This window comes from Jannaschia helgolandensis, from assembly GCF_900109285.1.
In the GTDB taxonomy this organism is placed as follows: Bacteria; Pseudomonadota; Alphaproteobacteria; order Rhodobacterales; family Rhodobacteraceae; genus Jannaschia; species Jannaschia helgolandensis.
Genome location: NZ_FNZQ01000005.1, coordinates 270,363 through 282,431 on the forward strand (window position 1 = coordinate 270,363; position 12,069 = coordinate 282,431).

A 12,069-nucleotide genomic window follows, 5' to 3' on the forward strand; every position below is an offset into this window, starting at 1 on the left:
CGTCACTGCATCTGCTCCGGCAGCCAGAGCGCAATATCGGGTGCCGCAATAAGCACCGCGATCAACAGCACCATCATGCCAATGAAAGGCAGGCAGCCCATGATTACATCGCCGATGCTGACCTGGTCCCGACTTATGGCTTGAATGACATAAAGGTTCAGCCCCACAGGCGGCGTCAGCACCGCAATCTCCATCGTAATGGTATAGACCACACCGAACCAGATCAGGTCATAGCCAGCGGCGCTCATCAACGGATAAATCGTGGGCAGGGTGATGAAAGTCATGGAGACGGGCTCCAGGAACATCCCGAGGACGATATAGAAGACCAGCACGATGATCAGGACGGTTGTGGGCGACAGGTCGAAGGATAGAAAAAGCTCGGTGAATTGTTGCGGCACGCGGTAATAGGTCAGCACGAAGCCGAACAGGACCCCGGCGGACAGCAGCAGCCCGAGATAGCCCATGGTCCGCATGGTTGCGAAAAGCGCGTCCTTGAACCCCTGCCACGTCAGACCACCGACGCCAAAAGCGAGGATGACGGTAAGCAGGGCGGCCACTGCGGCGGCTTCGGTCGGGGTGGCGATGCCCGCATAGATCGCTACGGTGATGACGAGGCCGATCAGCAAGACAGGCCCGACCGTGTTCAAGATCATCAGGAAAGGCATTTTCGTGACATCCTCGCGCCCCGGAATGTCCTGCGGCCTGAGCATTCCCCAGATCAGCACGACGATGACAAAACTCGAAACCAGCAAGACGCCCGGAATGACCCCCGCGATGAACAGATCCCCGATGCTCTGATCCGTCACGATCCCGTAGAAGAGCAGGATCAGGCTGGGCGGAATGAGCACCGACAGCGTACCACCCGCTGCCAGAACCCCGCTGGATAGACGCTTGCCATACCCAAGACGCAGCATTTCCGGCAACGCCACACCGCCGATGGTCAGCGCCCCCACCATGGACGAGCCGCAGACCGCACCGAACCCTGCGCTGGCGCCGATGGAGCCGTAAGCGGCGGACCCCTTGATCCGCACGCCCTGGTGCAGGAACTGATACAGGTTCGGCCCAATCCTCGACTTGCCGATCAACTCGCCCAGAAAGACGAAAAGCGGTACGGCCAGCAGGATATAGTCGATCCAGACGCCCCATAGCTTCAGCTCCGCCGAGACGATCGAAGTGCTCCAGCCCTGGATTTGCCAAAGAAACGGCATGGAAGCCGCCGCGAGCGCGAAAGGGATCGGCAATCCGATCACGATAAATAGCATCAAGAGACCAAGAAGACCCAGCCCGACAGTATACCATTCCATCAGCGGTCTCCGTAGGCGGCGGGCGTCCGGATCAATCGGATCAGGCGCAATGCGGCATAAAATGAGAACAGAACCAGCGCCAACGCGCCCGGCGCCCAGAAAAGATAGCGCGGCCACAGCAGGATTTCCGAAGCCACGCCGGAATTGTAGGCGCGGATCGTAGCGCTGACCCCGGCATAGGAAAAAAACAGTCCCACCCCCAGCATCAGCACATGGTTGATCACATCGAAGACCTTGCGCATGCGGTGCTTCAGCAGATCGGTCGCCATGGTGACCTTGGGATATGCATCCTCGCGCATGGCATAGGCCAGACCGGCGAAAGCGACAGGGAACAGCAGCAAGGCCGTCGCTTCGGTCACCATCCGGTCAGGCTTCCCAAGCCCGTAGCGAACGAAGACCCCGTAGGAAATCCAGACCATCTGGATCAGAACGATCACGCCCCCTGCCCCTGCAAGCCAGACGACACAGCGTTCGACACCTCGGATAAGTCGGTCGAGTTCCTCGTCCATGCCAAGTCTCATTCCGTAGTTCGATCTGACCATTGGTGATCCGCCTCCATGCGGATCACCATGATGGATGCGGCGACGCTTCAGGGCGCGTTGCTGGCCAGCAAGTCGCGGATTTCGCCCGCCAGGCCGGCACCGCATGCCGCATCGACTTCGGCGTCCCACTTGTCCTTGACGCTGGCGATCAGGCTTGCGCGCTGCTCATCGGAGATCGAAACGGCGGAACCGCCGCCTTGCATCACGGCATTGCCGACCTGTTGATCAACCCAGCCTTCATAAAGCGGCTTGAGCCAGGCTTCCGTTTCTATCGCCGCTCCGGTCAGCGCGGTTTGTTCTTCCGGGGTGAGCGCGTCGAACTTGTCCTTGTTCATCATGTACTGGATGTTGCCGTAAAACAGGTTGGCGTTCACCATGTAGGGCATGACCGTCCACAGCTTCCATGAACTGTAGGTCGCGACACCCATGTTGATGCCGTCAACAACGCCGCGCTCGGCGGATTGGAATACTTCTTTCGGCGCAACAAAAACCGGCTCACCGCCCCAGCTTTCGATCATCATGCTGACCAGCGGTCCGATTGACCGCACCAGTTGGCCGTCGAGTTTTCCGATGTCGTCGATAGGCTCTTCGAACCACCACTCCTGATCGTAGGAATAGTTGGAATTGATCAGCGGCACGAGGTTCACATTGGCAGCTTCCGCGCGGACCAGTTCGGCATAGGCGGCATCCATCTCGACCTGGTTTTCAAGGCTGACTTCCGCCGGATAAAGCGAGGTCACCGCATAGCAGGGCAGACGATTGTCGGCATTGATCCAACTGATGTCGGACACGCCACCCTGAAGCGAATCCACTCCCTCGGACCAACCGTGCAGCGTTCCGGACGGAAAGATATCGACCGTGACGCTCCCGCCGGTTTTTTCCGCCACCAGTTCGGCGAAATGCTGGAAGCCCTGATAGCGGATGTCGGCTTCGTTGACGTATGTGGACAGGCGCAGGGTCGTTTGAGCCTGGACGGCACCCGTTGTCGCGGCCAGCCCAAATGCTGTCACCGCGAATGTTTTCTTCCATGTGATCTTCATCGTTATCTCCATGTTGTCGTTGAGCGCCTGACAGATCTTTGTCTGCATCTGACGTTTTCTGGGTATCTGACCGGTTGTTGGTGGGGGGACCCGGAACGCCTCAACCTGAGCCCAACGGTAAGGGCCGAGTTTCGACGGGCGCCAATTCAAACATGGAATTGAATCATGCAAAATTTGCATAGTTACTTTACAGCAAGGCGTAATGAAGATATTTTCATCGGATGGATCTGAACTGGTTGCAGGACTTTGCCTGCTTAGGTCGCACGTTGAACTTTACGCGGGCGGCGGAAGAACGAAATATCACCCAACCTGCCTTCAGTCGGCGGATCAAATCGCTGGAAATGTGGCTGGGCGTTCCGCTGATCAAGCGTTCCACATATCCGATCCAGCTGTCTGATGCCGGCCATCAGTTTTTGCCCGTCGCGCGAGAGACAATCGCGAACCTGTCCGACATTCGCCAAAGCATCCGCGCCGAAGAACGCGGCAGCACGGCATTCCAGCGTTTTGCCGTGCTGCACACGATCTCGGTCAATTATCTGTCGCGCCGCATCGCGGATCTTGAGCAGCAGTTTCCGGACCTGCGTGTGCGTGTCTATTCCGATAACCTGAGTACGTGCTGTCATCTTCTGCTGGAGGCGACATGCGATTTTCTACTTTACTACAGCTACAAGGACGTGGCCCCGAATTTTGATGAAGCCCTGTTCGTGCGCAAGGACATCGGCACCGAGCAGTTCATTCCGGTGGCGAAAACATCCGCCGCGACTGACGGGGGATGGGATCTTGATCGCTCCGACATCAGGGATATTCCCTACCTGGGATATGATCCCAGCAGTTTTCTCGGCACAGTCGTCGATCAGACAATCGGAAAACGGAAACCACCGTTGAAGCTGCGCTACATGGATGCACTGACAGAAGCCATCAAGCGACGCGTGCTATCGGGCAGCGGTATCGCCTGGCTCCCGGAAGGAGCGGTCAGCGAAGAAATCGCGAGCGGCGCCCTGATGCAGGTCGGCGGGTCTGAATGGGAAGCGACACTGACGCTTTCGCTACACTGTTCGCTCGACCGTCTGGACATGACCGGAAAACGCGTCTGGGAAGCGCTTTAAATTCGCCGGCAACACGATATCAGTCAAGATATTGTGCCAGATGGAATCAGTCTGCGTATCCTGACCGTCCCGTAGCCGGAACGCCCTGATCTCAAGCGCCTGCATCGGAAGGCTCGCCTCAAGCGAAACAAGCGTTTCGTGTGCGAGAGCGCCAGCGACCAGTGACCGCGGCAGCCAGGCCACGCCGAGCCCGCCCAGAGCGAACTCGTATGCGGCCAGCGTCAGGGCGGTTTCGGCCTTGGCCACGATCGTAATGTCTGCCCTGAAGCGTGGCGCGATCATCCGATCAAAGACCTGCCCAAGAAAAACGCCCCCAGGGTAGCCTATGACTGGAATCTGCGGCGACGATGCAATCTCTTCCAGTGACGGGGCACAAACCGGCACCAGCATGTCACTGCCGATCTGCCGTGTTTCAAAAGCCTTTTCGAAAACTGCCGTCTGGTCGCCGGGTACAGTATACATCACGGCGAAATCGACCTCACCGGACAACAATTGCACCATACACTCGTCCTGATTTCCTGACCGCACTCTGACCGACATGTCGTCATATTGCGCCATGGCTCGCACGATCCACGGCGAAACCGTTGTGGTGATCGCATGCTGACAGGCAATGCTCATCTTGCCATTCGTCTGGCTGCTGGACGTTTTCAACCTGTAATGCATTTTTCGCAGACGCAGGCTCAGGTCGCGCAGTTCCGGTGCCAGAGCTTCGACCCCGGCCATCACTGTCACCGGCTTGCGTCGTCGATCAAAAAGTTCGGTGCCGATGCTGTCCTCGATAAGACGGACGCGGCGGGTAAATGCGGATTGCGTCAACAGCCGCTTTTCGGCAGCGCGCGCAAGCGATCCATTATCGAGCACCGCAAGTATATCGTCGATCCACTCCAACCGCATTTTCCACTTCCCTTCAAAATTGCGATCAACGCAAGTTACATGTGCCAATTTGCATTAGGAATGATGGTTCTGCGCAAGTAAACATCGAATGAAGCAAATTAAGGATCATGCAATGCACCTTGCCCGTTTTCCGCGCCGATTCCTCGCCCACCTCCCCACGCCGCTCGAACGCCTCGATCGCCTGAGCAAGGAACTGGGCGGTCCGGAAATCTGGATCAAACGGGATGACTGCACGGGCATGTCTACCGGTGGCAACAAGACGCGCAAACTAGAGTTTCTTATGGCCGAAGCCGAGCTCCAAGGCGCGGAAATCGTCGTCACTCAAGGCGCGACCCAATCCAACCATGCTCGCCAGACCGCGGCCTTTGCCGCCAAGATGGGCATGGGGTGTCACATCGTACTGGAAGACCGCACAGGGTCAAACGATGCCAATTACAACAACAACGGCAACGTGCTTCTGGACCACCTGCATGGTGCGACGACCGAAAAGCGCGGAGGCGGCGGGGATTTCAACGCCGTCATCGAAGAAATCGCAGATCAGATGCGGGCCGACGGCAAGAAAGTATATACCATTCCGGGCGGCGGCTCGAACCCGACGGGTGCCTTGGGCTATGTCAACTGCGCTTTCGAGCTTCTGGGCCAAGTGAACGGCACAGGCATGAAGATCGATCATATCGTGACCGCCACCGGCAGCGCAGGAACGCAGGCGGGCCTGGTTGTCGGGCTGAAGGCAATGAATGCACAGATCCCTCTTTTGGGCATCGGCGTTCGCGCACCCAAGATGAAACAGGAAGAAAACGTCTTTAAGCTTGCCTGCAAAACAGCGGAGAAGCTTGGATGTCCGGGGGTCGTGACCCGTGAGGACGTCGTGGCCAACACGGACTATGTCGGTGAGGGATACGGCATCCCCACGGAAAGCGGCCTGGAGGCGATCCGGATGTTTGCGGAATTGGAAGCGATTCTTCTTGATCCGGTTTACTCAGCCAAAGGCGCCGCTGGCTTGATCGACCTGATCCGGAAAGGACATTTCAAAAAGGGCGAGCGGGTAGTTTTTCTGCACACCGGGGGGGCAGCGGCGCTATTCGGCTACGATGCCGCCTTCGACTTCTCGGACCGCTGGTCCTGACCGGATAGCGACATGACGGATGCCGCAGACAGGTTTCGGCGCGTCGGTGTTCTGGGCGGCATGGGTGTCGAGGCGACCATCGCGCTGATGCAAAGGGTGCACGCCGCCACCGCGGCGGAAGGCGATCAGGATCATGCCCCGATGATCGTGGATATGAACCCGCAGGTACCCTCGCGCCTCCGCCATATTATCACACAGGACGGGCCCGACCCGGGGCCGGTCTTGGCTCAGATGGCCAAAAGGTTGGAACAGGCCGGTGCGCAGGTTCTGGCCATGCCGTGCAACACGGCGCATCTATATGCGTCAAACATCGTGCAAGCCGTCAACATCCCGTTGCTGAACATGCCCCGCCTCGCCTGCTCGGAGGCCGCATGTGGCATGACGCGCGGGGACGTCGTCGGCGTTCTCGCCTCGCCTGCGACGAACCGGACAGGCCTGTTCAGAAACCTTTTGGAAGACGCGGATCTAAGGTCAGCTTTCCCTGAAGACGAGACCGAAATCCTGGCGTCCATACGCCGGATCAAGAAACACGGACCAAGCCAGGCCGACCTCACCCTGTTGGAAAATGAGGCTGCCACGCTTGTTCGCGAGGGTGCTGCGCGCGTCATCATAGGCTGCACCGAATTTTCCCTAGTCAGCAAACAGATCCGTTGTCCGGTTCCGGTATTGGACACGCTGGATGTTCTGGCAAACGCGATTGTTGTATTTTCAGGCGTCCGGGCCAAACGCGTGACCTGGCAATCGGAACCGCATGTGAAACATCCCTAGAGTTGTTGCCGCTTTGCCGCCTGACTTCAATCTGTGCCATAGAAGATGTCAGGGGGAACGTTGCCAATCGCAGATTTTGGTGGTCGTATCCACGCCAGTCGTTCCGTGAATGACATGCGGAACACACCAGGGAGGAGAAAAACATGCCTAAGGTAATAATTCTCGGCGCGGGTCTTCTGACGGCCTTCGCTATGACGGCCGGCAGCGCGCTGGCACAGGAGGAGTGCGCCAACCGGGGCACACTCGACGTCATGTATTGCGATGCGGACGGCGATCTTGTCGCCGATGCGCCGACTGACCCCAGCGAATTGATAGACCCGGACACCCTCGTCTTTGCCTATACGCCAGTCGAAGATCCCGCGATCTACGAGGACATCTGGACCCCGTTCATCGAACATCTGGAAGAGGTCACCGGCAAGGACGTGCAGTTCTTCGCAGTGCAATCGAACTCCGCCGAGGTCGAGGCCATGCGGTCGGGCCGCCTGCATATCGCAGGTTTTTCCACCGGGCCGACACCCTTTGCAGTGAACCTTGCAGGCGTGGAGCCTTTTGCCATCATGGGCGCCGAAGACGGCCAGTTCGGCTATAAGCTGCAGGTTTACACGCAGGCCGACAGTGACATCAAGGAAATGGCCGACCTGGCGGGCAAGCGCGTCGCGCACACCTCGCCCACGTCGAACTCGGGCAATCAGGCGCCGCGCGCCTTGTTCCCCGATCTGGGCGTCGTGCCGGATCAGGACTACGAAGTGATCTATTCCGGCAGCCACGACCAGTCCATGCTGGGTGTGGTCGCGGGCGACTATGATGCGGCCCCTGTCGCGTCCGAAGTCGTGGATCGCATGGCAGAGCGTGGCCTTTACGATCCTGCGGACGTTCGCATCGTATGGGAAAGTGATCCGTTCCCGACAACGTCCTACGGTGTGGCCTACAACCTGGCGCCAGAGCTGAAAGAGAAGATCAAGGAAGCCTTCTTCAGCTTCGACTTCGCCGGCACCGCACTGGGCGAGGAATTCTCCGGCGTCACCAAGTTCGTTCCGATCACCTACAAGGATCAATGGGCCGTCATTCGCCAGATCCAGTCGGCCAATGGTGTCGAATACACGCCCCAAGGCCTTGCTGCTGAATGATATTTCCCGTTGGGGCCGGTCTATTGGATCGGCCCCACACAGAAGGCGGTCCAAATGTTGAAAATCACTGACCTCGTCAAACGGTATGGCAGCGGGGATCCGGTTCTCAAGAATCTTGACCTGACAATCGAGGGCGAAAGCGTCGTGTCGATCATCGGGTCGTCTGGTGCCGGCAAGAGCACGCTGCTGCGCTGTATCAACCGGCTGGTGGAGCCGACGTCCGGTTCAATCAATCTAAACGGGACCGAGCTGACCAGTCTGCGTGGTAAGAACCTGCGCGCGGCGCGCCGCAAAATCGGGATGGTGTTCCAAAGCTTCAATCTCGTCGACCGCCTGACGGTGATGGAAAACGTCCAGTCCGGACGGCTTGGATATATTTCCACCTGGGCCGCAGTGACACGTCGCTATCCGAAAAAGGACATTCGCCGTGCGTTCGAATTGATGGAACGCGTCGGCATCGCTCATTACGCCAACACCCGCGCCGATCAGCTGTCGGGCGGCGAACGTCAGCGCGTCGGCGTTGTGCGTGCCCTGATGCAGGACCCTGACATCCTTTTGGCGGACGAGCCGACAGCATCGCTAGACCCCAAGACATCGGAGCAGATCATGGGTCTGCTGCGCGATCTGGCGGGCGAACTGAAGTTGCCCGTCGTCATCAATATCCACAACGTGACCGAGGCCAAGGAATACACCGACCGGATCGTCGGGATGCGCTATGGCCGTATCATCTTCGACGACAAACCAGCGCAGCTCGATCAGGCCGCGATGGACGAGATCTATGCTGGCAGCCCGCACGCGGACCGCACCGACGACATGGCTGCGGCGTCATGAGCGCGGCGCGCGACACATGGTCAAAACCGCCTTTCATTGCGAACCCGGTGCTCCGTTGGACCGTCTATCTGGGTGCAATCGCCTATTTCGGCTGGGTCGGCCTGACCATGCCCATCGACTGGAACCGCGTTGCCGAAGGCATCGTCCGTGCTGGCCGGATCTTTGGCGGAGCCTTCCCGCCCAGCTTCGAACGCAGCCAGTTGCTGATGGACGGTTTCCTCGAAAGCCTCAAGATCTCGGTGCTGGCAACGGCGGGAGGCGTGCTTCTATCGATCCCGATCGCATTCATGTCAGCGCGTAATGTTGCTCCCCTGCCGATCTTCTACCTTGGCCGGGCGATAATCATCATCGCCCGCAGCTTTCATCCCGTGATCGTCGCCATCCTGTTCGTCAAGGCGGTCGGCTTTGGCCCCTTCGCCGGGGTTCTTACGCTGATCGTCTATTCCATCGGCTTCGTCGCCAAGATGCTTGCCGAGCGGATAGAAGAAATCGACTTCGGCCAGGTCGAAGCGATGCGGGCAGCTGGTGCGCCCTATCTGTCCACACTGGTCTATGCGATCTTTCCGCAGATCATGCCCCGCCAGATCGGCCTGACCATCTATCAACTGGACTCGAACCTGCGAGCCTCCGCCGTAGTCGGGATCGTGGGTGCGGGCGGTATCGGTGCAACGCTGGCCAACGCCTTCGGGCGCTATGACTACGACTTCGCGCTTGCCATCACCATCGTCATTGTCGGTGCGATCCTTTTGTCGGAGGCAGTCAGCGGCGCCATACGAAAGCGCATTCAATGACGTCCATCGCAGAACAGTTCGGTCGAGACGACTGGGTTCGCTTCACCCCGAAACAGAAATTCACCCGCTGGGCCATTCTGCTGGGCTGCGGTCTGGCCATAGCTTGGGCTCTGACCTCGATCGAGGTGGTCTGGGCATGGGTCTGGGGCGCACCGGAACAAATCAGCGACCTGTTCGGGCGGATGTATCCACCCGATCCCAGTAACCTTGGCACGATCCTGCGGGTGCTGTGGGACACGGTGAACATCGCGACCTTTGCCACGGCCTTTGCGGTGCTGTTTTCGCTGCCAGTGGCCTATATCGCCGCGCAGAATACCACGCCAAACCAAGTGACACTGTGGCTTGGGCGGCTGATCCTTGTAACGTCCCGGTCGGTTAACACGATTATTTGGGCGCTTCTGTTCGTCGCCATTTTCGGTCCCGGCGTCGTGGCGGGAATCGTGGCGATCATGTTTCGGTCCATCGGGTTCATCGGCAAACTTCTGGGCGAAGCGATCGAGGAGATTGACACGCGCCCGGTCGAGGCGCTGGAGGCCACCGGCGCGTCACGCTTCAAGGTCATCGTTTACGCCATCGTGCCACAGGTGATGCCCACCTTCTGGGCCGTGGCGATCCTGCGTTGGGACATAAATCTGCGAGAATCCACTGTGCTGGGGCTGGTCGGCGCCGGTGGTATCGGGATTATCCTGCAGGGTGCCATCGACACCTTCAACTGGCCCGAGGTCGCGACCATCCTGATCGCGATCATCGTGCTGGTAATCATTGGCGAAGTCATCTCGGCATTCCTGCGCCGCCGCATCCTCTGATCGGCTTTCAGTTCGTCGATCCTGCGGAGGCGTTTGAAGCCTATCTGAGCGTGCAACATCGCCTGCCCCCGGCCACCGGCGGCGGGCGCGCGCTCAATGCCAGTTTCGCCGATATTGTTGCGCCGTTCGATTTGATCCTATTCGATGCCTATGGTGTGCTGAACGTCGGTGAAACCGCCATTCCCGGTGCCGCAGAGACCATTGCCGCGCTTCGCAAAGTCGGCAAATCCGTCGCCGTCGTGTCCAATTCCGCCGGCTATCCGAAAGCCCGGATGATGGCGCGCTATGCCGCGCTCGGCTTTGACTTCGCGCCATCCGAGGTCGTGAGCAGCCGTGACGCCCTCCTGCTTCGCGTCGAGAGCGAGCCGCACTCCAACTGGGGTGTCATGCTGAATCCGACCGCGGACCTAGGTGAGATTTCCAATCTCAACGCCTGCATCCTCACTGATGAACCTAACGATTACGACCGTGTGGATGGATTTCTCCTCGTCGGCTCTGACGGCTGGACCGACGCGCGTCAGACGCTGCTGGAGACCGCGCTGATCCGCTCGCCGCGCCCTGTTCTTGTCGGCAATCCGGACATGGTCGCCCCACGGGAAAACGGCTTGTCGCGTGAACCCGGCTGGTTCGCGCACAAACTTGCGGATGCGACGGGCATCGAACCGGTGTTCTTTGGCAAACCATTTCCCGACATTTTCGAGATGGCGCGGACGCGCTTTGAACGCCCTACCCCGCCTGAACGCGTACTCATGGTCGGTGACACTCTGCATACCGACATCCTCGGCGGACATCAGGCTGGTTTTGCTACCGCTCTCGTCACCGGATATGGATCGCTGACTAATTTGGATGTGACCAATGCCATCCGGCGCTCGGCGATCGTTCCCGACTTTATCATCGACCGGATTTGATTATGCGAAGTGAACTTATCGACGTATTCCCTGGCGGCGGCTTGGATATTCTATATACCATTGATGAGATCCATTTGGGCGGCCTGCCATCAACTCGGTCGTACAGGTAAAATCACTCCTGAATTGTCGCACGTCACGCTCATCGACGACGCGGCGCAATCTCTCCAAATCGCACACCTATGCTTTTGCTTGGCTATTGCATGGGCATCCGGTCCGAGCGGCGACTTTGCAAAGAGGTGCATGTCAATCTGGCTTACCGGTAGTTTTGCAAGTTCGGCCTGGCTGATCCGGTGCCGGATCATTCGGCCTTTTCCAAGAACCACCATGGGCGCTTCCGCGAAATCCGGCTATTCTGTTATCTGTTCGAGACAGTCTTGCAGTGAACCTGTCACGGTTTGATGCCGGGACTGAACAACTAGCGGGCTGACGCGCAAGCAGGTGGCTGACGACCTTGGCGCAGGATCGCACCGCGGCTTAGGTGTTTAGTCCCGTCATCTGGTGGATCGGATCGACGATGAAGCGGTCTGGCTCTGAAGTCCAGATTTTGCAGATGTATTCGTAGGGTGTGAGCCCGCTGAGAGTCTTGAGACGACGGGCGAAGTTGTAAGCGTCCAGGAAGTCCGCGATATGGCCGCGGAGCTGATCGTGGCTGTCGTAGTGGTATCGCTTCACGGTCGCATCCTTGATCGTGCGGTTCATCCGCTCAACTTGGCCGTTGGTCCACGGGTGGTTCGGTTTGGTGAGCCGGTGCTCGATCCCGTTGGCCTCGCAGATCATGTCGAAGCGCATCTGCCGGGAGTAGGCGGTATTTCGGTTCCGAGGCTGC

The 12,069-nt window shown here is 58.7% G+C and carries 13 protein-coding genes and 1 pseudogene; 9 read left to right on the forward strand and 5 right to left on the reverse strand.

Annotated features, from left to right (window positions below; translation table 11 throughout):
* Positions 1-2: 2 nt before the first annotated feature.
* The 3 genes from BMY38_RS13955 to dctP all read right to left on the reverse strand — a co-directional run bounded on the left by BMY38_RS13955 (position 3) and on the right by dctP (position 2,934).
* Positions 3-1,304 carry a TRAP transporter large permease gene (locus tag BMY38_RS13955; RefSeq protein WP_092763822.1) on the reverse strand — a complete coding sequence of 434 codons (1,302 nt, stop codon included), beginning with the start codon at positions 1,302-1,304 and terminating at the stop codon, positions 3-5.
* Positions 1,304-1,813 (reverse strand): TRAP transporter small permease, encoded by a 510-nt coding sequence (locus tag BMY38_RS13960; protein WP_092763824.1) that lies wholly within the window; start codon positions 1,811-1,813, stop codon positions 1,304-1,306. Before BMY38_RS13960 ends, BMY38_RS13955 begins: the two co-directional genes overlap by 1 nt.
* A gap of 80 nt (positions 1,814-1,893) precedes the next feature.
* Positions 1,894-2,934, reverse strand: a complete 1,041-nt coding sequence (gene dctP / locus BMY38_RS13965) for a TRAP transporter substrate-binding protein DctP (protein WP_245737621.1) — start codon at positions 2,932-2,934, stop codon at positions 1,894-1,896.
* A 188-nt stretch (positions 2,935-3,122) separates the two neighbouring features.
* Here dctP and BMY38_RS13970 point away from each other — a divergent pair, with 188 nt between their 5' ends.
* Positions 3,123-3,992, forward strand: coding sequence for a LysR family transcriptional regulator (locus tag BMY38_RS13970; protein WP_245737622.1), 870 nt, complete (start codon positions 3,123-3,125; stop codon positions 3,990-3,992).
* On the opposite strand, the gene BMY38_RS13975 is transcribed toward BMY38_RS13970, so the two are convergent.
* Positions 3,933-4,886 carry a LysR family transcriptional regulator gene (locus BMY38_RS13975; protein WP_092763828.1) on the reverse strand — a complete coding sequence of 318 codons (954 nt, stop codon included), beginning with the start codon at positions 4,884-4,886 and terminating at the stop codon, positions 3,933-3,935. The two genes, BMY38_RS13970 and BMY38_RS13975, sit on opposite strands and share 60 nt — an antisense overlap.
* Positions 4,887-4,998: 112 nt before the next feature.
* Between BMY38_RS13975 and cuyA the strand changes: the two genes are divergently transcribed.
* The 8 genes and pseudogenes from cuyA to BMY38_RS18480 all read left to right on the forward strand — a co-directional run.
* Entirely contained in the window at positions 4,999-6,012 is a 1,014-nt protein-coding gene (cuyA, locus tag BMY38_RS13980) for a D-cysteate sulfo-lyase (RefSeq protein ID WP_092763830.1), read from the forward strand.
* 12 nt (positions 6,013-6,024) lie between these two features.
* Positions 6,025-6,780, forward strand: coding sequence for a cysteate racemase (gene cuyB / locus BMY38_RS13985; RefSeq protein ID WP_092763832.1), 756 nt, complete (start codon positions 6,025-6,027; stop codon positions 6,778-6,780).
* A gap of 143 nt (positions 6,781-6,923) precedes the next feature.
* A complete protein-coding gene (gene phnD, locus BMY38_RS13990; protein ID WP_092763834.1) occupies positions 6,924-7,907 on the forward strand; it encodes a phosphate/phosphite/phosphonate ABC transporter substrate-binding protein in 984 nt (327 codons plus the stop codon).
* A gap of 54 nt (positions 7,908-7,961) precedes the next feature.
* Positions 7,962-8,738 (forward strand): phosphonate ABC transporter ATP-binding protein, encoded by a 777-nt coding sequence (phnC, locus tag BMY38_RS13995; RefSeq protein WP_092763878.1) that lies wholly within the window; start codon positions 7,962-7,964, stop codon positions 8,736-8,738.
* On the forward strand, positions 8,735-9,529 hold the full coding sequence (gene phnE / locus BMY38_RS14000) for a phosphonate ABC transporter, permease protein PhnE (RefSeq protein ID WP_092763836.1): 795 nt from the start codon (positions 8,735-8,737) through the stop codon (positions 9,527-9,529). The genes phnC and phnE (BMY38_RS14000) overlap by 4 nt, the downstream gene beginning before the upstream one ends.
* The gene (gene phnE / locus BMY38_RS14005) at positions 9,526-10,335 is read left to right on the forward strand and encodes a phosphonate ABC transporter, permease protein PhnE (RefSeq protein WP_092763838.1); all 810 of its coding nucleotides are present in this window, start codon (positions 9,526-9,528) and stop codon (positions 10,333-10,335) included. Before phnE (BMY38_RS14000) ends, phnE (BMY38_RS14005) begins: the two co-directional genes overlap by 4 nt.
* A gap of 50 nt (positions 10,336-10,385) precedes the next feature.
* Positions 10,386-11,243: an HAD-IIA family hydrolase gene (locus BMY38_RS14010; RefSeq protein ID WP_245737623.1), complete on the forward strand. Its 858-nt coding sequence runs from the start codon at positions 10,386-10,388 to the stop codon at positions 11,241-11,243.
* 179 nt (positions 11,244-11,422) lie between these two features.
* Positions 11,423-11,623 (forward strand): annotated as a pseudogene (locus tag BMY38_RS18480) (transposase); the annotation flags it as partial.
* A 94-nt stretch (positions 11,624-11,717) separates the two neighbouring features.
* Here BMY38_RS18480 and BMY38_RS14020 read toward each other — a convergent pair.
* On the reverse strand, positions 11,718-12,069 hold a 352-nt coding region (locus tag BMY38_RS14020), incomplete at its 5' end, for an integrase core domain-containing protein (RefSeq protein ID WP_139204721.1).

Excerpts from the sequence above, each read along its gene's own strand:
- cuyB (WP_092763832.1), top strand. The coding sequence starts at position 6,025 with ATGACGGATGCCGCAGACAGGTTTCGGCGCGTCGGTGTTCTGGGCGGC.
- phnE (WP_092763836.1), top strand. The coding sequence starts at position 8,735 with ATGAGCGCGGCGCGCGACACATGGTCAAAACCGCCTTTCATTGCGAAC.
- BMY38_RS13955 (WP_092763822.1), bottom strand. The coding sequence starts at position 1,304 with ATGGAATGGTATACTGTCGGGCTGGGTCTTCTTGGTCTCTTGATGCTA.
- cuyA (WP_092763830.1), top strand. The coding sequence starts at position 4,999 with ATGCACCTTGCCCGTTTTCCGCGCCGATTCCTCGCCCACCTCCCCACG.
- phnD (WP_092763834.1), top strand. The coding sequence starts at position 6,924 with ATGCCTAAGGTAATAATTCTCGGCGCGGGTCTTCTGACGGCCTTCGCT.
- BMY38_RS13975 (WP_092763828.1), bottom strand. The coding sequence starts at position 4,886 with ATGCGGTTGGAGTGGATCGACGATATACTTGCGGTGCTCGATAATGGA.
- BMY38_RS13960 (WP_092763824.1), bottom strand. The coding sequence starts at position 1,813 with ATGGACGAGGAACTCGACCGACTTATCCGAGGTGTCGAACGCTGTGTC.
- phnE (WP_092763838.1), top strand. The coding sequence starts at position 9,526 with ATGACGTCCATCGCAGAACAGTTCGGTCGAGACGACTGGGTTCGCTTC.
- dctP (WP_245737621.1), bottom strand. The coding sequence starts at position 2,934 with ATGCAGACAAAGATCTGTCAGGCGCTCAACGACAACATGGAGATAACG.
- phnC (WP_092763878.1), top strand. The coding sequence starts at position 7,962 with ATGTTGAAAATCACTGACCTCGTCAAACGGTATGGCAGCGGGGATCCG.